Consider the following 18,994-nt stretch of genomic DNA (forward strand, 5'->3'; position numbering starts at 1 on the left):
CTTGCTCCGCCCTGGAATGACGACCGGGAAGAGGGGCACGGCTAATCGCGAAGGTTGGCGCTGTCCCGTCGGTATCTCCAACGAGAAACCCCGGCCATGGACCGGGGTTCGCTTTGGAAGTTCAGGCGGCCTTCTATTCAGCCGGCGATGGTTTCTTGCGGAACATCGCCGCCAGATTGTCCCACAATTCGATCTTGGCGCCCTGGCGCTTCATGATCACGCCCTGCTGCAGGATCGACAGCGTGTTGTTCCAGGCCCAGTAAATGACGAGGCCGGCCGGGAACGAGCCCATCATGAAGGTGAAGATCACCGGCATCCAGGTGAAGATCGCGGCCTGCGTCGGGTCCGGCGGCGCGGGGTTCATGCGCATCTGCAGGAACATGGTGATGCCCATCACCACCGCCCAGGCGCCCATATGCGGCAGGAAGGCGGGCGCGGCGAAAGGCAGCAGGCCGAACAGGTTGAAGATCGACGTCGGATCGGGCGCCGCAAGGTCGTGGATCCAGCCGAAGAACGGCGCGTGCCGCATCTCGATGGTGATGTAGAGCACCTTGTAGAGCGAGAAGAAGACCGGGATCTGCAACGCCACCGGCCAGCAGCCAGCGAGCGGATTGATCTTCTCGGTCTTGTAGAGCTCCATCATCGCCTGCTGCTGCTTCATCTTGTCGTCCGCGTATTTCTCGCGGATCTCGACCATCTTCGGCTGCACCTTCTTCATGTTCGCCATCGAGGCGTAGGACTTGTTCGCCAGCGGGAAGAAGATCGCCTTGACGATGACGGTCGTGGCGAGGATCGCCAGGCCGAAATTGCCGAAGAATTTGTAGAGCGTGTCGATAAGCCAGAACATCGGCTTGGTGATGAAATAGAACCAGCCCCAGTCGATCAACAGGTTGAACTGGCGAATGTGACGGTCGGCCTCGTAGGCGTTGATCTTGGCGACTTCCTTCGCGCCGGCGAAGATTTCAGACTCGATCGTCGTCGACTGGCCGGGTGCGACGCTGATCGCGTCGGACAGGAAATCGGACTGATAGCTGTGGCTGTGCGGCCCGTCCTTGAACTCGAAATAGGAGAATTTCGGCTGGAAGGGCTGCTTCTCCGTCGGGATAAGCGTCACGGCCCAGTATTTGTCGGTGATGCCGAGCCAGCCATCGGTGGATTTGCCGGGCTTGACTTCCTTGTCCTTCTCGATGGCCGCGTATTTGTACTCCGTCAGGCCCTCACTGCCGGTGACGCCGATCAAGCCTTCATGCAGCACATAGGTGCTGGCGACGGCCGGTTTGTCGAAACGGGTGACGCGCCCGTAATTGTAGAGCGAGACGGCGGCCGTTCCCGAATTCTGCACCGTGTCGGAAACGGTGAACATGTATTCGTTGTCGATCGAGATGGTGCGCTTGAACGTCAGGCCCTTGTCATTGGTGAAGGTCAGCGTCACCGGCGTCGAGGGCGTCAGCGTCGGATTGCCCTCGACGCTCCACACCGTATCCGCGCCCGGCACCGCGCCGGTCGCATCGTTACCGACAAAGCCGATCTCGGCGAAATAGCCATTGGGCAGCGATGAGGGGTTGAGCAGCTCGATCTCGGGCGAGTTCTTGTCGACCGTCTCGGTATAGTGCTTGAGCTTCAGGTCGTCGAGGCGCGCGCCGGTCAGGTTGATCGAGCCCGCGAGGCTGGGCGTGTCGATCTTGACGCGCTTGGTCGCGGCAATGGCCTGGTCGCGGCTGGCGGCGGTCACCGTTTCACCGCCAGGTGCGCCGGGAACGCTGCCGGGCGCCGGGGCCGGCGTTCCGGCCGCGCCGGAGTTGGCGCCCCCGCCCGCTTCCTTCTTCTGCGCCTCGACGCGCTGCTGCTCGATGCGGGCCTGCTCGCGCTGCTGCTCCATCTTCGGGTTCATGTAGAACACCTGCCAGAGCGTCAGGATCAGCACCGACAGCGCGATGGTGATGAAGAAATTGCGGTTGTTTTCCATCGAAAGCCCTTGGCCTATCGTGCGCCGCGTAGCCGGCGGGAAAGCTCGGCCTTCAACTGGCCGAATGGAGTGGCGAGCACGTCTTCACGCCCGACGATGACATAGTCATTGCCGGGCGCCATGTCATCGGCGGCGTGAACGCGCACGGCTTCCCTCAGCCGCCGCCGGACGCGGTTGCGCACCACGGCGTTGCCGACCTTCTTGGTGACGGTGTAGCCGACGCGCGGCGCAAGGTCGTCGCCGCGGTCGAGAACTTCAACGAGAAAAAGCCGTCCGCGGCGTTTCTCGCCGCCGCGCACAGCCAGGAAGTCCGCGCGTTTCAGAAGCCGCCCGGGAGTTTTCCCCTTTGGCTTGCCGGTTGCGGGCAACGATCTCGTCTTTCGTTCAGGCGCTGAGCCGCTTGCGGCCGCGATTACGGCGGGCAGCAACGACGCCACGGCCACCCTTGGTGGCCATGCGGGCACGGAAACCATGCCGGCGCTTACGGACGAGCTTGGACGGTTGGTAGGTACGCTTCATTTGTTTTAATACCGCGGGGTGCGGCCCTTCTTGATTCTGTCACTCTGTAACAGGAGCTTTGCCGGGCCGGCTTAGGCGCGATCGAAACCGCGCCGGGACGAATGGCCCGAGCGTGAGCGGGCTTATAGAAAGAAGGTTTTTGGAAGTCAATCCGCCGTGGTCTCCGGGCATTTTTTCGCTGGACCAAGGTTGAAATTGGCAAAAAAGCCGCAAATCGCATAATCTTGCCCATCAAGGCTTCGTGAAGACCGCGTCATGACGAGTGAAGTCCTGTCCACGGATGAAAAGGCAACCCCGGCGGCGGCAAATCCGACGCGCCGGGTGCCGCTGTCGCGCGGCCTGTCGACCAAGCTTCTTCTTCTCACCATCGCCTTCGTGCTCTTGGCCGAAATCCTGATCTTCCTGCCCTGGATCGCCAGCTACCGGGTCAATTGGCTGAAGGAGCGGTTGAGCACCGCCGCCGCCGTGTCGATCGTTTTGTTGCAGGGCGAGCCGAACTCGCTGTCGCACAACGCACAAAACGACGTGCTGATGGCGATCGGCGCCAAGGCGATTGCCGTGCGCGATGGCGGGGTGTCGCGGCTGCTCGTTGTTTCCGACATGCCGCCGCAGGTCGACGAGCATATCGACATCGCCAATGTCGGCCTGGTCAACGGCATGACCGGCGCGCTCGACACCTTGTTCTTCGGCGGCAAGCGCATGCTGCGCGTCTTCGGTCCGGTCGGCGACAGCGACAAGGAATTCGAGCTGATCATGCCGGATTACCGTCTGCGCGACGCTATGCTCAGATACTCGCGCAATGTCGCCGTCGTCTCGCTGCTCATCTCGCTCTTCACCGCCATGCTGGTCTACGCGGCGATCGACCTGATCATGATCGGGCCGATCCGCACCATGACGCGCTCGATCCTGTCCTTCTCCGAGGCGCCAGACGATCCCGGGCGCATAATCTGTCCGACCGAGCGCTCCGACGAGATCGGCGTCGCCGAGCGCGAGCTGGCGCAGATGCAGGATCGGCTGCAGAAGATGCTGGCCGAGCAGAAGCACCTCGCCGACCTCGGCTTGGCCGTGTCGAAGATCAATCACGACATGCGCAACATCCTGGCTTCCGCGCAGCTCATGTCGGACCGCCTGCGCCAGGTGAAAGACCCGACCGTGCAGTCCTTCGCGCCGAAGCTTTTGCGCGCGCTTGACCGCGCCGTGTCCTATTCCGAAGGCGTGCTTCACTATGGCCGCACGCAGGAGCCGGCGCCGTCACGCCGGCGTCTGCGGCTGCGCCAGCTGGTCGACGACGTGCACGGCCTGCTCGATATCGAGGAAGGCATCGAGTTCATAAACGGCGTCGAGCATGCCTTCGAGGTGGATGCCGATTCCGACCATCTCTTCCGCGTGCTCACCAATCTGTGCCGCAACTCCATTCAGGCGATGGCCGCCGATACGGAGAGGACGGTGGTGCGCCGGCTGGCCGTCGCGGCCGAGCGCCATGGCAGCGTCAGCCGCATCACCGTCACCGACACCGGCCCCGGCCTGCCGCCCAAGGCGCGCGAGAACCTGTTCGCCGCCTTCCGCGGCTCGGCGCGCAGCGGCGGCACCGGCCTTGGCCTGGCGATCGCGCATGAATTGATCCGCGCCCATGGCGGCGCGGTCGAGCTGGTCGAATCGATCGGCGGCCGCACCGTCTTCGCCGTCACCATCCCCGACCAGCCGGTCCGGCTCGACCAGGCGCGCAACGGCCTGCGCCGCCCCGCCTGAGGTGCACCGAGATTCAGGTGAGGCCGGCTTGCAATCGCGACACGCCTCAGCAGGGACCAAAGTACCTGCGACAAAACTTTTGCCGGATCGGCTTGCAATTCTCAAATTCAGTCGTTAGGGAACACTCCACATCGCGGCCGGCCGTCTCGACCGGAACGCGGGGCTTGTGTCAAACACGGCCTGTTGCGCGCCCGTAGCTCAGCTGGATAGAGCACCAGACTACGAATCTGGGGGTCAGGAGTTCGAATCTCTTCGGGCGCGCCAAATTCCCACATTCCGGAACAAAACTGGGAACCGGGGCACCCCCGGTGGACATCTCCGGATGGTCTCAATACCATTCGTGGTAGTGAATTTTTTGAGGGACCCACCTCAATGGCCGAAGAACGCGTCCAGCGTCGTCTTGCCGCCATTTTGGCCGCAGACGTGGTCGGCTACAGCCGTCTCATGGAAGCGGACGAGCAAGGAACCCTCACGGTCCTCAAGGCCCGACGGCGCGATATTCTGGTTCCCCTGATCACGCGATATCGAGGCCGCTTGGTCAAGGTCATGGGTGACGGCGTTTTGGTCGAGTTCGCCAGCGCGGTCGATGCCGTCCAATGCGCAATCGATCTCCAATGCAGCACGGCCGACGCTAACGACAGTTTGCCGGACTCCAAGCGTGTAATCCTGCGCATCGGCATCAATCTCGGCGATATCATCGTGGACGGTAGCGACCTCTACGGCGACGGCGTCAACGTTGCCGCTCGGCTGGAGGCGTTGGGCGAACCTGGCGACATCTGCGTTTCGGGCAGCGTCTACGATCAGGTCAAGCGGAAGCTAGATACCGGTTTCGACGATCTCGGGCTGAAGTCATTGAAGAATATCACTGAGCCCATGCGCGTCTACCGGGTGCGAAATTTGGCGATCGCAGACCGGAAAGGCGAGACCGGGCCGCTACCCCTACCGTCAGAACCATCGATCGCGGTACTGCCTTTCAACAACATGAGCGGCGACGCCGAACAGGACGTGTTCACAGACGGGTTGACTGAAGACCTCATCACTGATCTGTCGCGGAACGCCAGCCTGTTCGTGATCGCCCGCCATTCGACCTTTGCCTACAAGGGAAAGTCCATCGATATCCGGCTGATCGCCCGTGATCTTGGTGTTCGCTATTTGCTGGAAGGCAGCGCCCGCCGTGCCGCCGGTCGTGTGCGCATCAACGTTCAGTTGATCGATGCCGTCAGCGGAGCTCATCTATGGGCGGACCGCTTTGACCGTGATCTTGAAGATATTTTTGCCGTGCAGGACGAGGTAACCGCCAAGATCGTCGAGGCTCTAGTCGGCCGCTTGGTGACCCAGCCGCCGCGCAACCGGCCAAACAGCATGGAAGCCTATGATCTTTGCGTGCGTGGACGGGCGCTGATCGGGATTTCACCGAAGGCGTCGCGCGAATCGCGTCTTTTGTTGCAACGGGCGATCGCGCTCGACCCCGACTATGCGGAGGCGCATCGGCTCCTGGCCTTCCACCTCTGGCAAGCTTGGGCGCAGTGGGGCGAGCCGGAAGTGCCCAACCGGCTTGTGGCTGTTGCCATGGCAGAAAAAGCCGTGAAGCTCGATCCAAACGACGCCGGCTGCCGCTTCGTCCTTGGCCACTTGCTGGCATATGAAAGGCGCTGGCCCGAGTCGGATGCGGAGTTCGCGACCGCGCTCAAGATTGACCCGAATTATGCCGATGCATGGGCGGACCTCTCAGACTTTTCGGTGTTGAGCGGTAAGCCGGCCACCGCGATTGAACAGGTCGAAAAGGCACTTCGCCTGAACCCACACCCGCCCGGGTGGTACTATTGGGATTTGGGATTCGCACAATACGCCGCCCGCCGATATGAGTCGGCAGTCGTTACTTTACGCAATGAGGCCACGTACCGAACGATTTCCCGGCGCGTGCTTGCAGCAAGCCTTGCACAACTGGGACGGACGAGTGAAGCCCGCCAGGAAGGCGGGCTGTTCATGGCGAGCAATCCGCATTTCACGATCAGCCAATGGGCCGCTTCGCAGCCCTTTCGAGATCAGGCCACGCGCGACCATTTCATCGACGGATATCGCAAAGCGGGCCTCCCGGACTGAAAGAGAAGTGATTAGAAATCAATAGAGCAACAACGACATAGCGGCGGCCAGTTTCATCCTGTCCAGCGCGCCAATTGTAGCACAATCCAAATCTCGACGTGCCGGAGACCTGCGTTCCTTCTGCTTGCGGGCCGCGCCAGTGGGCGCGGCCAGCGATGGTGGGGGGAGGATCAGGGAAGGACTTCCGCCAGCTCGATCAGGTTGCCGAACGGGTCGCTGAAGAAAGCAAGGCGGTGCCTGATCGCTGCCACCTCGAACGGTTCAGATGCGCGTGCGGGCGCGGAAGCATTGTCGGTGTTTTCACGTGTCGGCCAGCCTGCCGACGTGGCCGACGTCATCACCTTCGTCGCGTCGAACGACGCGCGGTGGACGACGGGGCAGTCCATCGACGCCACAGGCGGCGCTCGGATCTAGCCGCCCCTCCTGCGCGGGATGTCGGGGCCAAACAGGTCCGCGCCGCACGCCCGTACCCATGAAATTGGCATCTGCATCAGCGGCCTCGACAAGCACCTCGCCCGGGCCACCAGGCCCGGGCAACTCGGCAAGGTTCAATCACGGTCTGCCTTGCGCGGTCATTGCGACCGCTTTCACTGTGATGCCTTCGCAGCGGCCTTCTCGATCAGCCGCGCCACCGGCCCAGGGTGCGACACCATCACCACATGCGAGGCGCCCTTGATCACCACGGTACCCTGTGAGTGGGCCCGGGCAGCCATGAATGCCAAGGCCTCGGCTGGTATGTTCTTGTCGCCGTCTCCGTAGATGAACCAACTCGGCACCTTCTTCCACGCCGCTCCAGTTTGGACTTCGTTCAGCGCGGCTTCCTCGATGGGCCTCTGCGCCGCGGCCATAAGCCTGGCTTCGGCCTTGGGGACGTCGGCGGCGAACTGCTCGTGGAACTTGTCCTGCTGAATGTAGAGGTCCTTCCCACCGCTTGACAGGGTGACCGGCGGCGCGAGGGTCGGACCGAGCGAGCTGCCGGGGAATTTGCCGGCGAGCTGCGCGGCTGTTTCGCCCGCATCCGGCGCGAAGGCCGCGACATAGACCAGCGCCTTGACGGTCGCATGGCCGTCGGCCGCCTCGCTGATGACCGAGCCGCCGTAGGAATGCCCAACGAGGACGACAGGCGATTTGATGGAGCCAAGGATGTCGGCGACGTAGCCGGCGTCATTTTTGACGCCACGCAACGGATTGGCGACAGCCACGACCGGATAGCCATCCTTCTCCAGGATTTTGACGACGCCGTTCCAGCTCGACGAATCCGCGAACGCGCCATGAACCAGGACGATGGTGGGTTTGTTGGCCTGCGCGTATGCATTGCCGAAAAAGGCGCTGGCGATCGCCAAGGCTGCAAGCAGTATTTTCATCTGAATGTCCTTCGTGAGTGTCTTCGTCTGAACGTGTTCATGATTGAACTATGGCGCAAGCCGCGTGAAGACATAATCGTGACCCTGCACACGCGCCTCATGGCAGGCGAAGCAGGTCTGGTGCTGAGCTTCATCGACCGGCTTGCCGTCGACGAACCTGCCCGCGGGGATCGTCACGCCATAGATCGGGGAGGCATTGGTCGTGTCCGAACCCGCGCCGGCTTCACGCATAGCGCACGCCCCTGCAGCCAATAACGTTGCCAGTCCGGCCAAGACGATACCAAAGCGTCTCATCGCAATCTTCCTTCTGCCGAGCGCTCAGAGCCGGTCGACGTCGATGACTGCCTGAGCGAAAGCCTGGGGGGCTTCCTGCGGCAGGTTGTGGCCAATGCCGCCCGTGATCAGCCGGTGCTCGTATTTGCCGGAAAACTTCTTGGCGTAGGCGCCGGGGGCTGGATGCGGCGCACCGTTGGCATCGCCTTCCATTGTGATCGTGGGAACGCCGATCATCGGAAAGGTGGCGAGCTTCTTCTCCATCTCGTCATATTTGGGTTCGCCTGCGGCGAGGCCGAGACGCCAACGGTAATTGTGGATGACGACGTCGACATGGTCCGGATTGGCGAAGGCTGCCGCACTGCGCGCGAAAGTGGCGTCGTCGAACTTCCATTGCGGCGACGCGAGCCGCCAGATCAGCTTGGCGAAGTCGTCCGTGTTTTTCGCATAGCCCGCACGGCCGCGCTCGGTGGCAAAATAGAACTGATACCACCATTGGAGCTCGGCCTGCGGCGGCAGCGGCGCCACGTTGGCGCCCTGGCTGCCGATCAGATATCCACTGACAGACACCATGGCCTTGCAGCGCTCCGGCCAGAGCGCGGCAACGATATTTGCGGTCCGCGCCCCCCAATCGTAGCCCGCGACGACCGCCTTCTGAATCCCGAGGGCATCCATCAAGGCGATGATGTCGACGGCGACCGCCGCCTGCTGGCCGTTTCGGACAGTGGCGTCCGACAGGAAGCGCGTCGTCCCGTACCCGCGCAGATAGGGCACGATCACGCGGTAACCTGCATCCGCAAGCAGCGGTACGACGTCGACATAGCTGTAGATGTCATAGGGCCAGCCACGCAGAAGGATGACTGGAGGCCCGTCCGAAGGGCCGTCCTCGGCATATCCAACGTTCAGCAGGCCCGCGTCGATTTGCTTCAGCGATGCAAATGAAGTCCGCGGCTTTATGGAGCCTTGGGCGGTGGTTTTCGGATCGCCGCCTTCTGCACTCGCACCACTGATCGCGCCGAGTTGCGCAGCCGCCAAGGTCGCGGCGGCGATGCCGAACAGGCGCCGGCGGGAATGGTCGATGTCTTCCGGAGTTCTGAATGCATTCATGGGTGCACCGCCTTGCTGTGAGGTTTGGTCAGGTCCGACCGACAGTCGGGACCGGGCTAGATCAGGCTGATTTCGACCTCGATGTTGCCGCGTGTGGCCTTCGAATAGGGACAGGTCTGATGGGCCGCGTCGACGACCGCTCGCGCGACGTTGGGGTCGAGACCCGGCAGGCTTACATTGAGGCGCGCGTTGAGGAAGTATGCACCTTCATCAACGTTCAGATCCACCTCAGCGTCGATTGCTGTGCCGGCAGGCAGCACGACGTTCATCTTGCGGGCGGCGATCGCCATCGCTCCCTCGAAGCAGGCCGACCAGCCGGCCGCAAGCAGCTGCTCGGGATTGGTGCCGCTGCCGGGACCTCCGAGTGTCGATAGCCGGATATCCAGCCTCCCGTCGGAGCTGCGGGACGCCCCATCCCGACCACCGGTAGTGCGGACTTTGCCGGTGTAGAGCCGTTTTGCCTGTGCGGTCATGTCATTGTTCCTTGCTGGCAGCTTGGCTGCTTCGACACATAGAGAGACGTCGCCCGGCTGGCCCGTTATGGGTTATGAGGAGGTGTTAGTGCTCACCAGCAGGAGCAAGTCCTGAAGCAGAGTTATCGTTACGCCGGGCCCGGCAGTGGTCGCCTGAATTTCGTGCAGGGGAACTCGATAGGTGGGCGGGCGGACCTGGCCCGCGCCCCCGTGCTGCGTTCATGCACGCGCCAAAAACCAATTGCAAAACAAAACCAGTCGGCCTAACCTGAACCGATCGCACAACGCAATCAGATCGTGCGAATGCCATGCGAGGAACAGGCGATGGCCAGGCTCGTGTTTGGAATGAACCAGTCGCTGGACGGCTACGTCGATCATACGGAGTTTGGGCCAAGCCCCACGCTCTTCCGCCATTTCATCGAAGATGTGCAGCGGAAGGCAGGCAGCGTCTACGGCCGCCGCATGTATGAGATCATGCGTTACTGGGACGACGATCGTCCGGAATGGGATGCCGATAGACAGGCATTCGCGGTGGCATGGCGGAACCAGCCGAAATGGGTCGTCTCGCGCACGTTGCAATCGGTCGGCCCCAATGCCAGCCTGGTCGGAAATGACCTTGAGGGCGCGATGCGCAAGCTGAAGGCCGAGCGCGACGGCGAGATCGCCGTTGCCGGCCCGGATCTGGCGCGAAGCCTCACGGACCTCGGCTTGATCGACGAATATCGGATCTACCTGCATCCGGTCGTGCTTGGCCGCGGCAAGCCTTATTTCGCCGGGTCCCGGCCGCGGCTCCGGCTTATCGCCAGTGATCGGATCGACCAGAATGTGATGAGGCTGGCCTATATTCCTGCGTGATCACGCCATGTCGGGCGCGGCGAGGTTCGTCGAAAAAACTCAGCCCGCCTGCGGTGCCGTTCGGGCTTGCACGAGCAGCCGGCGTTCGAACCCCCACAAAAGGACCGGGCAGGCCACAAGAGCCGCCGAGCCGATGCCGAGGGCCGCGCCGGCGCTGCCCGTCCAGAGCGCAAGCTTGCCGCCGAGCCAAGGCGCGATCAGCATCGTGGCGTAGTAGACCGTATAGAAAAGGCCCATTCCCGGCGCTCGTGTCGCCGGCGCCAGCGCCCGCGCCGGCAGGCTCATGATCGCTCCGGCCGGCAGCCCACAGACCAGGCCAAGCACAACCAAGGTGGGCAGCACCGCTGAACCGCGCCACAGCAAGAGGACCAAGGCCGCGAAAGCGAGACAGCTTGTCGCCAGCATGGCGTTGCGGCTCCTGGTCTGGTCCGCGAGGTAGCCTCCGAGGGGAACTGAAAGCGCCGCGAGCCACAGCACGATGCTGACGGCCGAGCCGGCGGCGGCCGTCGACCAGCCGCGCTCGACCAGCATCGACGGCGCGAAACTGAAGATCATCGCGAAGCCGACATTGTAGAAGGCCCAGATCAGGCCCGCCAGCAGCACGGCCCAGACGGCCGGCTTCGCAAGCCGCGAGCCTTCCGCTGAAGCCGGAGCGGCGGCGGGTCCGGGTGGCTGGTACAGGAACCCCACCAGCGCAAGCGCCGCGACGATGAGCGCCATCACCGCGATCTGCGTCCCCGCTATGCCGAATTGCGCCTGTATCAGCGGCAGCCCGGCGAGTGTGAGGGCGATGCCCAGCGGCCATGAATTGATGAAGATCGCCATGGCCGTGGCAATCCGCCGTCCCGCGAACCAGTCGACGACCATCTTGGTCATCAGCACGTTCAGCAACACGCCTCCGACCCCGGAGATCAGCCGTCCCGCGATCTGCACGCTCCATGAGGCCGAGGCGAAAAGCAGCATCTCGCCGGCCAGCATCATCACCAGGCCGGCGAGCACGCTTGCCTTGTCGCCGAAGGGCCTGCCGATCGCGCCGCCGGGAAGTGCCAGCGCGACGCCTGGGGCGAAATACAGGCCGATGAGCACACCGATGTCGGCGAGGTTCGCATCGAGCGCCTTGCCCAGTTCCGGCGCAATGGCCGCAACGCTCTGGAATTGCACCGCCATCGCGGCGCGGGCGACGAAGAGAACGGAAAGGATGGTCCAGCGGCTGCGCAACACGATCGGGTCCGGTGCGCCGGGAGTGCCGGCCGGCGCATCGGTCGGATCGTGCGGAAAGGCCTGCTTTCGCCCGGCCCGCGACGGCCGGCGTTCCGGCGCTGCGTGCAGGCCAGCTCCAGCCTTGGCGGTATGGCCGAACTGCCCCCTGCCATCTTTTGCCCCACCGGATCTGCCGGCGGCCGCTACGGCCGGCCTGCTACCTGCTTGCGCATCGAGCTTCTCGGGTCTGCGGTCCGGACCTGTCGTCAAAATCCTAGCATGGCTCGGCTCGGACCGAAATGCGATTGCCGAGCTCGTCGCCCCCGGGGGCGCCGCGCCTCGCTCTGCAATCGCCACGTCATCATGCCGGGCAACGGACGGTCGACGTTACCCGCTCACAATTCGACACCGACTCAGTAGCCGGAAATCTCCTCGGTTGCTCCGCCAAGCAGCCTGACATTGAGCCGGCCGCCGGTGAACAGCATGTCGTCCAGCGCCTCGGCGAGATCCTGGGAGGTCACGGCTTCTCCGTCGCCCTGCATGATGCTGGCCTGCGCGGCGCGGCGCATCAGTTCTTTGATGAAAGCCGCGCTGACGCCTTTCGTGCGCGCCACCGCCTCGCTCACGATCCCGTCGGAAAGTTTCAGCCCGCCGCCATAGAGGCGTACCAGCTTTTCCCGGCAGGTGTCATCCGGCAGCGGCACCTCGATAGCCTGGTCGATGCGTCCCGGGCGCCCTGTGAGCGCCCCTTCCAGCTGCTCGGGCCGATTGGTGGTCAGCACGAACAGGATGTCGGCATTGTCCTTCAATCCGTCCATCTCGTTGAGCAGCGTGTTGAGCAGGGATTCTTCACATGGACTGCCCATGGTCTCGCGGTCGCGGGCGATGAGATCCACGTCCTCGATCACCACCGTGGTCGGCTGCAGCAGGCGCGCCAGGGTCATGTATTGCGACAGAAGACCCATCTGTCCCGCCGTTATGATCAGGGTCGTGTGGCCGGGAAGATTGGCGGCGAGGTAGCGGATAGTGTGCGTCTTCCCGGTGCCCGGAGGGCCGTAGAGTAGGATGCCCTTGCGGGTGGATTGCCCAAGCCGCCGCAGCGCCTCCCGGCTTTCGATGAACCGGATCACGTTGCGGTCGAGAAGCCTCAAAGTCTGTTCCGGCAGGATGACCGCGTCGCGCTGAACCTGCGGCAGCCGATGCACCATCACGCCTTTGGAGCGGCCCTGATAGTCGCCTTCCGTTTCGAGCGAGAGGACCTTGCCACGATAGGAGCGTGCGGCGTTGATGGCAGCTTCCAACTGCGCAAAGCAGCGGTCCACCAGCGCCACGCCGGCCTCGCCGGCCGGCACGGCGATCTCGACGCAGGTTCCGGCTTCGCGGCCATATTCGCGGTGAAAGGACAGCACCACCGCATAGTGCAGGTCGCCGTCGCGGTTGAGCCATAAGCCGTTGTTGAGGCACTTGACCGGCTCGCTTTCGCCGATGTCGACCTCCTGGAATTGCGCCGCCGAGATGGTGACGGCGTATTGTCCGTCCTTTGTCAACGCGGCATAGGCCAGCGTCTCATAACGATGCTGCTCGTATAGGCCGAAGAAGCGAATGGGCGAGGCCGAGAACAATTTGTCGAGCGCCACCTGCACGTCGGCGCGCATATGGCCGGGAAACTGCCGCGAGGTCGCGATGATCTCGTCATGCGCCAGCCCTGAAAAATGCCAGGCGATTGCCTCGTGAGCGTATTTGAACTTCCTGTCGCGTGAATCCTGTGTCGGATAGCCGATGGCGGGCGCGGCTCCGTCGGAAGTCGCGGTGACGCGAAGCGAAACCCGTGTCGGCTGGCCGGTGGCGGCTACGGCATCGGTTTCGCCCGGAGCCGCGGTGATGCGAAGCGGATGACCGGCCGCCTTGATGCGCTGCTCAGCCTTCTCCAGCATCGCCTTCGCGACAGCGGATGGATAGCTGCCGCACACGGCCTTTCCCTGTTGCGATACCGTCGCGGTCAAGGCTTCGGCCTCCGCCTCCGATCGGCTGAACACCGAGCGTATGAGATCGACCACAAACGCCCACGGCGTCTGGTCGTCATTGTGAATGACGAGTTGTAATGCCTCGTCGGGTGTGTGGCGCATTGTAACAGCTCACTTTCCCAGACTGCTTTGGGCCGGCAATATCTGTGCCATATCGCATGATTTGTTAACAGATCGCCGGCCGAAAGCCTCGAAATTGTTCGAACGGCCGCCTCAATGGTGGATCTGCACACGGAGGACTACGAAACCACGCGGGCTTCTTTTAGGCATCGCTTTCTCGACGGCCAAAAGCGAATAACGTCATCGCGGCCATCTTCCACATCGGAACAAGGTTGGTCCTGGTGAAGCCCATCGGGTTCCTCGACAGGCCGCCGGATCAGTTGTGCTTCAAAAATTCCTGCACGGCGCTGATTGTCGGTCCGGGAGCCTCTTCCATCAGCCAGTGCCCGGACTCGGGGATGACGACTTCGGTCACATTGGTGGCGGCGTTGCGCATCACGACCGCCTCCGTCTCGCCAAAGGATTTCGCGCCGCCGATGGCGAGCACCGGCATCGGCAATTTCCTGGCCAGGGTGGCCTGGTTGTCGACGGCGTCCTTACGGATCGACCGGAACTGGGCGAAGGCGGCGTGCATGGCGCCGGGCCTTGCATAGAGTTTCGCGTAGTGCCGGCGGGTCGCCTCGTCGATTTTCGCCGGCGTGCCCGCGAAGTCGTTCCAGAACCTGTCGAGATAGATGCGTTCGCGGCCGCGCACCAAGCGCTCCATGTCGGGGCCGCCTAAGTCGAAATGCCACAGCCTCGGATCCCGCACGATATCGTTCCAGGGCGGAATGCCCGGCACCGGCGCGTCCATGACGACAAGCTTGTCCGTCTTTTCAGGATAGCGGGCCGCATAGGCGTAGGCGACCATCGTGCCGATGTCGTGTCCGATGATATCGGCGTTGCCGATGCCCAGATGATCGAGCACGGCCCGGATGTCGGCGGCCTGGTTCCATTTTTCGTAGCCGCTCTCCGGGATCGACGAAAGCCCCATGCCGCGCAGATCGGGAACGATGACGGTATGATCCTTGGAAAGGTCGAGAGCCAGCGGCTTCCACATGTCGCCGGTGTCGCCAAATCCGTGTATCAGCACCACGGCCGGCCCCGATCCGCCGATGCGCGCATAGATTTTGGCCCCGTTCGCGGCCACCATTTCAGTGTGGAAACCCGGAAAGGTGCCGCCTTCCGCGCGAGCAGTCATCGGCGCTGTTATCGCCAGGAACAACGAGAGCGCCAACGCCTTGCCGAGCATCTTTCCCTCCACCATTTCCAACTACGGATGATGAAATGTAGAATGATCGTTCTACATTAAGCAAGCACTATTATGCTGAGTAGGAGGCTGACATGGGAGCGGGAAGACCACGCGAGTTCGACATCGACCAGGCGCTCGACCGTGCGGTGCAGCTCTTCTGGCGCCATGGCTACGAGGGGACTTCAATTGCCGACCTCACTGAAGCGCTCGGTATCACCCGCGCCAGCCTCTACGCCGCCTTCGGCAGCAAGGAGGCCTTGTTCCAGCGCGTCATGGATCGCTATGAGTGCCGGGCCGGCGCTTACAGGCGCGAGGCCCAGCAAGCCACGGCGCTTGAGGACGCAATCAGGCTGCTGATGACCGGGCCTGTCGAGCTGCACGGAGACAGCCGCAATCCGCAAGGTTGTCTGGGTGTTCAAGGAGCGCTGTCTGTCAGCCCGATATCGCAGGCGGTCAGGGGTGATCTGGCCGCTCGGCGTCGCCGCGGGGAGGCAGGCATTCTAGAACGGCTGCAGCGTGCGCAGGCTGAGGGCGAGTTGCAGGCCAGCGCGCAGCCCGCGGATCTCGCCCGGTACCTTTCCGCGCTGATATATGGAATGGCGATACTGTCGGCTGATGGCGCGACCAAGAAGGAATTGGGAGCGGTCGCGGATATCGCCCTTCGGGGCTGGCCGAACATTCGTTAGGCGACGGCGATTGTATGAACCCGTAGCGGCATGGGAACACTGCCGCGATGCACAGCCTACGGATACATCTCCCGCCCAGAGGCATTCCAGCCGCTCGAGCTGTCCGGTGACAGGCGGAAATGTCCGTTGACATATATGCATCTTGGATATATGTAATACGCATATTACAATGGTGCATGTGATGAGCGAGACCGATTTCCTCAAAAACTACGACCCGAGCGCCTTCCAGCGGCCTTCGGTGGCCGTCGACCTTGTCCTGCTCGGTATCCGCGACAACCGGCCGGCTGTGCTGCTGATCAAGCGCGACCAGCTCCCGCATGTGGGGCGCTGGGCGCTGCCGGGCGGTTTTGTCGACATCGATGAGTCCCTCGATGCGGCGGCCGCGCGCGTGCTGCGCGAAAAGGCCGGCATGACCGAGGCGCATCTCGAACAGCTCTACACGTTCGGCGCGGTGGACCGCGATCCGCGCATGCGCATCATCAGCGTCGCTTACCTCGCATTGCTGACCGAGCGGGCCTTCGACGCGGCCCTCAGCGCGAAGCCGGCGCTGCTGCCGGCCGCGATCCAGGCGCCCTGGTCCGGCGAGACCGGTGGGCCGGTTAACGTGCTGTCACCGGAAAACGAGACACTGGCGCTCGCTTTCGATCACGCGGATATCCTGGCGATGGCGATGCTCAGGCTGCGCGGCAAGCTCGACTATTCCGATGTCGCCTTCGCGCTGCTGCCCGAGCTCTTCACATTGCGGCAGCTGCAGGATGTGCACGAGGCGATCCTGGGCACGTCGCTCAACAAGCCGGCCTTCCGCCGGCGACAGCTCGACAGAGGATGGCTGGCGGCAACCGGCGCCTATGAATCGGGCGCCGCCTTCCGCCCGGCCGAGCTCTATCGTTTCCAACCTTCCACGGCCGATTGAGGGAGAGACCACCATGGCCACCATTCGCAGTCTAGGCTTCGTCGCCCAGCTTCGCAGCGAGGCAAGCAGCCACGTCATCCGCTACCGCAACGGCCGGGCGATCGAAAGCGGCCGCGGCCTGGTCTTCTGGTTCGTGCCCGAGACCGCCAGCATCGCCGAGCTGCCGATGGACGACCGCGAGATGACGCTCTTCGTCAAGGGTCGCAGCCAGGATTTCCAGACCGTCGCCGTGCAGGGCACGATCGGCTGGCATGTCGTCGATCCGGCGCGGCTCGCCGAGCGCGTCGATTTCAGCATCGATCTCAGGACCGGCAAGCTGCGCGGCGAACCGATCGAAAAAATCCAGGCCCGCATTGCCGGCATCGCCAACCAGGCGGTGCAGCAATATCTCGGCCAGGCCCCGGTACGCGCGCTGCTCGATGCCGGCCCGGCGCCCTTGCGCGAGCGGCTGCAGGCCCTGGTCGCGTCCGATCCCGCGCTGACCGACATTGGTGTCGCCGCCGTCGCGGTCAGGCTCACCAATTTGACGCCGACCAGCGAGCTCGAGCGTGCGCTGCAGACCCCGACCTTCGAGGCGCTGCAGCAGAAGGCCGACGAGGCGACTTTCCAGCGTCGGGCGCTCGCCGTCGAGAAGGAGCGCGCGATCGCCGAGAACGAGCTTGCGAACAAGACCGAGCTGGCGCGGCGCGAGAAGCTGCTCATCGCCGAAGAGGTCGAGAACGCCCGCAACCGCGCCACTGGCGCGGCCGAAGCGCAACAGATCGAAGCCGGCGCCGAGGCCGAGCGCATCCGCGCCATCGAGGGCGCGAAGGCGGAAGCCGAAAGGCAGCATATAGCCATCTATCGCGACCTGCCGCCCGCGATCCTGCTCGGCCTTGCCGCCCAGCAGCTCGCCGGCAAGCTGGACAGGATCGAGCACGTCAACGTCACGCCCGACCTGCTCGCCACTGTACTTGGCGAGTTCCGCAAGAGCCCGGCGGCGATCGAAGGCCGGTAAGGAGCGAGCCATGGCCGCGAACCGACCCCGCGCGGTCTTCGTGACGCGCGAGACCGACTACGAGCTGCTGATCGCGCATCACGCGACGCGCGGTCAGGCCCGCTTCTTCCTTGAGACGCGCGGCCAGCGGCTGGAAGACGTCGAGGCCCGCCATGACCGCTTCCACGCCGTGCTGGGCACCGCCCGCGCCGCGGTGCCGGCCGATTGGCGCCAGACCCTGGTGAGCCGCGCCGACCTCAATCGCTTCCTGTTCGCGCCCGACGACGTCATCGTCGCCGTCGGGCAGGACGGGCTGGTCGCCAATGTCGCCAAATACCTCAACGGCCAGCCGGTGCTGGGCGTCAATCCGGCGCCCGATCTCTATGACGGCGTGCTGGTGCGCATCGGCGCCGGCAGGCTGGCAAAACTGCTTGCCGCCAGCAGCGCCAGCGATGTCCAGGTGGAATCGCGCACCATGGTCCAGGCCGAGCTCGGCGGGGGTGAGACGCTGCTTGCGCTCAACGAGATATTCGTCGGCCATCGCAGCCACCAGTCGGCCCGCTACCGCATCGAGGCGGAAGGCGAGGCGGAGGATCACTCCTCCAGCGGCCTCATCGTCGCCTCTGGCACCGGCGCGACCGGCTGGGCGCGCTCGATCATGGAAGCGACGCATCTGGAGCTGTCGCTCGGCCGCGAGGAACATGCGGTCGGCTTCTGGGTGCGCGAGCCCTTCCCGAGCATCGCCACCGCGACGAAACTGCGGGCGGGAAAGATCACCGAAAAACCGCTCTTCATCACCTCGCGCATGAACGAGGGCGGCGTGATCTTCGCCGACGGCATCGAGCAGGATTTCATCGCCTTCGACTGGGGTCGCCAGGCGCGGCTTTCGCCTGCGTCGCGGGTGCTGCGGCTGGTCGTCGATCGGTAGGACCGAGTTGGCGGCTACCTGCAGTGGTCAGGCCTGGACGGCGCCAGCCCTCCCGTTTGCGCCGTCGAGCAGCGCGATCAATCCCTTGAGGATTTCGATCGGCGACGGCGGGCATCCCGGGATGTGCAGGTCTACCGGCACCACGTCCGACACGCCGCCGACCACCGCATAGCTGCCCGCGAAGCAGCCGCCGTCCTTGGCGCAATCGCCTAGCGCAACCACCCATTTCGGGTTGGGTGTCGCCTCAAAAGTCCGCTTCAGCGCCTCGCGCATGTTCTTGGTGACCGGCCCGGTGACCATCAGCACATCGGCATGGCGCGGCGAGGCGACGAAGCGGAAGCCGAAGCGCTCGATGTCGTAGAAGGCGTTGTTGAGCGCGTGCATCTCGAGCTCGCAGCCATTGCAGGAGCCGGCGTCGACCGCGCGGATCGACAGGCTCCGGCCGAGTTTCCGGCGCGCCATGCCGTCGAGCGCGCGCGCCAGCTCGTCGACGGCAGCATTGCTGGCTCGTGGCGGGCGTTCCGTCAGGGGCGGGCGGATCAGGCTTTCGAAGAGCAGTTTTCGCAT

The 18,994-nt window shown here is 63.8% G+C and carries 17 protein-coding genes, 1 tRNA gene and 2 pseudogenes; 9 read left to right on the top strand and 11 right to left on the bottom strand.

The genetic code is table 11. The features are described from left to right. Positions 1–133 precede the first annotated feature (133 nt). From yidC to rpmH, 3 genes are read right to left on the bottom strand one after another with little or no spacing between them, the layout of a single operon-like run. Positions 134–1,966 (bottom strand): membrane protein insertase YidC, encoded by a 1,833-nt coding sequence (yidC, locus tag EN852_RS22780; RefSeq protein WP_127877212.1) that lies wholly within the window; start codon positions 1,964–1,966, stop codon positions 134–136. A gap of 14 nt (positions 1,967–1,980) precedes the next feature. Next, complete coding sequence (gene rnpA / locus EN852_RS22785) at positions 1,981–2,334, bottom strand: ribonuclease P protein component (RefSeq protein WP_112128961.1); 354 nt, start codon at positions 2,332–2,334, stop codon at positions 1,981–1,983. 16 nt (positions 2,335–2,350) lie between these two features. Beyond that, the gene (gene rpmH, locus EN852_RS22790) at positions 2,351–2,485 is read right to left on the bottom strand and encodes a 50S ribosomal protein L34 (protein WP_008833937.1); all 135 of its coding nucleotides are present in this window, start codon (positions 2,483–2,485) and stop codon (positions 2,351–2,353) included. Between the two features lie 255 nt (positions 2,486–2,740). Here rpmH and EN852_RS22795 point away from each other — a divergent pair, with 255 nt between their 5' ends. From EN852_RS22795 to EN852_RS22815, 4 genes and pseudogenes are all read left to right on the top strand, one after another. Then, entirely contained in the window at positions 2,741–4,234 is a 1,494-nt protein-coding gene (locus tag EN852_RS22795; protein WP_127866293.1) for a HAMP domain-containing sensor histidine kinase, read from the top strand. 187 nt (positions 4,235–4,421) lie between these two features. Continuing rightward, positions 4,422–4,498: transfer RNA gene (locus EN852_RS22800), tRNA-Arg, on the top strand. Positions 4,499–4,606: 108 nt separating this feature from the next. Continuing rightward, positions 4,607–6,337, top strand: coding sequence for an adenylate/guanylate cyclase domain-containing protein (locus tag EN852_RS22805; RefSeq protein WP_127877213.1), 1,731 nt, complete (start codon positions 4,607–4,609; stop codon positions 6,335–6,337). Positions 6,338–6,601: 264 nt separating this feature from the next. Beyond that, positions 6,602–6,751 (top strand): annotated as a pseudogene (locus tag EN852_RS22815) (SDR family oxidoreductase); the annotation flags it as partial. 173 nt (positions 6,752–6,924) lie between these two features. Here EN852_RS22815 and EN852_RS22820 read toward each other — a convergent pair. The 4 genes and pseudogenes from EN852_RS22820 to EN852_RS22835 all read right to left on the bottom strand — a co-directional run bounded on the left by EN852_RS22820 (position 6,925) and on the right by EN852_RS22835 (position 9,554). Next, entirely contained in the window at positions 6,925–7,701 is a 777-nt protein-coding gene (locus tag EN852_RS22820; RefSeq protein WP_127877214.1) for an alpha/beta hydrolase, read from the bottom strand. Positions 7,702–7,749: 48 nt separating this feature from the next. After that, positions 7,750–7,863 (bottom strand): annotated as a pseudogene (locus EN852_RS42455) (cytochrome C oxidase subunit III); the annotation flags it as partial. 156 nt (positions 7,864–8,019) lie between these two features. Next, positions 8,020–9,081 carry an alpha/beta hydrolase gene (locus tag EN852_RS22830; protein WP_127877216.1) on the bottom strand — a complete coding sequence of 354 codons (1,062 nt, stop codon included), beginning with the start codon at positions 9,079–9,081 and terminating at the stop codon, positions 8,020–8,022. Between the two features lie 56 nt (positions 9,082–9,137). Continuing rightward, positions 9,138–9,554 (bottom strand): organic hydroperoxide resistance protein, encoded by a 417-nt coding sequence (locus EN852_RS22835; RefSeq protein WP_127877218.1) that lies wholly within the window; start codon positions 9,552–9,554, stop codon positions 9,138–9,140. A 324-nt stretch (positions 9,555–9,878) separates the two neighbouring features. Here EN852_RS22835 and EN852_RS22840 point away from each other — a divergent pair, with 324 nt between their 5' ends. Next, positions 9,879–10,409: a dihydrofolate reductase family protein gene (locus tag EN852_RS22840; RefSeq protein WP_127877220.1), complete on the top strand. Its 531-nt coding sequence runs from the start codon at positions 9,879–9,881 to the stop codon at positions 10,407–10,409. Between the two features lie 39 nt (positions 10,410–10,448). Here EN852_RS22840 and EN852_RS22845 read toward each other — a convergent pair whose 3' ends face one another. The 3 genes from EN852_RS22845 to EN852_RS22855 all read right to left on the bottom strand — a co-directional run bounded on the left by EN852_RS22845 (position 10,449) and on the right by EN852_RS22855 (position 14,924). Next, a complete protein-coding gene (locus tag EN852_RS22845; protein ID WP_246694353.1) occupies positions 10,449–11,879 on the bottom strand; it encodes an MFS transporter in 1,431 nt (476 codons plus the stop codon). 143 nt (positions 11,880–12,022) lie between these two features. After that, positions 12,023–13,735, bottom strand: coding sequence for an ATP-dependent Clp protease adaptor ClpS (locus EN852_RS22850; protein WP_127877222.1), 1,713 nt, complete (start codon positions 13,733–13,735; stop codon positions 12,023–12,025). Positions 13,736–14,009: 274 nt separating this feature from the next. Beyond that, complete coding sequence (locus tag EN852_RS22855) at positions 14,010–14,924, bottom strand: alpha/beta hydrolase (RefSeq protein WP_127877224.1); 915 nt, start codon at positions 14,922–14,924, stop codon at positions 14,010–14,012. 92 nt (positions 14,925–15,016) lie between these two features. On the opposite strand from EN852_RS22855, the gene EN852_RS22860 reads away from it, so the two are divergent. The 4 genes from EN852_RS22860 (at position 15,017) to EN852_RS22875 (ending at position 18,427) form a co-directional block, all read left to right on the top strand. Further along, positions 15,017–15,610, top strand: coding sequence for a TetR/AcrR family transcriptional regulator (locus tag EN852_RS22860; RefSeq protein ID WP_127877226.1), 594 nt, complete (start codon positions 15,017–15,019; stop codon positions 15,608–15,610). Positions 15,611–15,791: 181 nt separating this feature from the next. Further along, on the top strand, positions 15,792–16,523 hold the full coding sequence (locus EN852_RS22865) for an NUDIX domain-containing protein (RefSeq protein WP_127877228.1): 732 nt from the start codon (positions 15,792–15,794) through the stop codon (positions 16,521–16,523). A 13-nt stretch (positions 16,524–16,536) separates the two neighbouring features. Beyond that, positions 16,537–17,520, top strand: a complete 984-nt coding sequence (locus tag EN852_RS22870; RefSeq protein ID WP_127877230.1) for an SPFH domain-containing protein — start codon at positions 16,537–16,539, stop codon at positions 17,518–17,520. A 10-nt stretch (positions 17,521–17,530) separates the two neighbouring features. Beyond that, positions 17,531–18,427: an NAD(+)/NADH kinase gene (locus tag EN852_RS22875; protein WP_127877232.1), complete on the top strand. Its 897-nt coding sequence runs from the start codon at positions 17,531–17,533 to the stop codon at positions 18,425–18,427. Positions 18,428–18,454: 27 nt separating this feature from the next. On the opposite strand, the gene EN852_RS22880 is transcribed toward EN852_RS22875, so the two are convergent. Further along, entirely contained in the window at positions 18,455–18,994 is a 540-nt protein-coding gene (locus tag EN852_RS22880; protein WP_127877234.1) for an NADH-quinone oxidoreductase subunit B family protein, read from the bottom strand.

This window comes from Mesorhizobium sp. M2E.F.Ca.ET.209.01.1.1, from assembly GCF_004010375.2.
Taxonomy (GTDB): Bacteria; Pseudomonadota; Alphaproteobacteria; order Rhizobiales; family Rhizobiaceae; genus Mesorhizobium.

Excerpts from the sequence above, each read along its gene's own strand:
- EN852_RS22830 (WP_127877216.1), bottom strand. The coding sequence starts at position 9,081 with ATGAATGCATTCAGAACTCCGGAAGACATCGACCATTCCCGCCGGCGC.
- EN852_RS22855 (WP_127877224.1), bottom strand. The coding sequence starts at position 14,924 with ATGCTCGGCAAGGCGTTGGCGCTCTCGTTGTTCCTGGCGATAACAGCG.
- EN852_RS22850 (WP_127877222.1), bottom strand. The coding sequence starts at position 13,735 with ATGCGCCACACACCCGACGAGGCATTACAACTCGTCATTCACAATGAC.
- EN852_RS22880 (WP_127877234.1), bottom strand. The coding sequence starts at position 18,994 with ATGCGAAAACTGCTCTTCGAAAGCCTGATCCGCCCGCCCCTGACGGAA.
- EN852_RS22795 (WP_127866293.1), top strand. The coding sequence starts at position 2,741 with ATGACGAGTGAAGTCCTGTCCACGGATGAAAAGGCAACCCCGGCGGCG.
- EN852_RS22860 (WP_127877226.1), top strand. The coding sequence starts at position 15,017 with ATGGGAGCGGGAAGACCACGCGAGTTCGACATCGACCAGGCGCTCGAC.
- EN852_RS22870 (WP_127877230.1), top strand. The coding sequence starts at position 16,537 with ATGGCCACCATTCGCAGTCTAGGCTTCGTCGCCCAGCTTCGCAGCGAG.
- EN852_RS22835 (WP_127877218.1), bottom strand. The coding sequence starts at position 9,554 with ATGACCGCACAGGCAAAACGGCTCTACACCGGCAAAGTCCGCACTACC.
- EN852_RS22840 (WP_127877220.1), top strand. The coding sequence starts at position 9,879 with ATGGCCAGGCTCGTGTTTGGAATGAACCAGTCGCTGGACGGCTACGTC.
- EN852_RS22805 (WP_127877213.1), top strand. The coding sequence starts at position 4,607 with ATGGCCGAAGAACGCGTCCAGCGTCGTCTTGCCGCCATTTTGGCCGCA.
- EN852_RS22865 (WP_127877228.1), top strand. The coding sequence starts at position 15,792 with ATGAGCGAGACCGATTTCCTCAAAAACTACGACCCGAGCGCCTTCCAG.
- EN852_RS22820 (WP_127877214.1), bottom strand. The coding sequence starts at position 7,701 with ATGAAAATACTGCTTGCAGCCTTGGCGATCGCCAGCGCCTTTTTCGGC.
- yidC (WP_127877212.1), bottom strand. The coding sequence starts at position 1,966 with ATGGAAAACAACCGCAATTTCTTCATCACCATCGCGCTGTCGGTGCTG.
- EN852_RS22875 (WP_127877232.1), top strand. The coding sequence starts at position 17,531 with ATGGCCGCGAACCGACCCCGCGCGGTCTTCGTGACGCGCGAGACCGAC.
- rpmH (WP_008833937.1), bottom strand. The coding sequence starts at position 2,485 with ATGAAGCGTACCTACCAACCGTCCAAGCTCGTCCGTAAGCGCCGGCAT.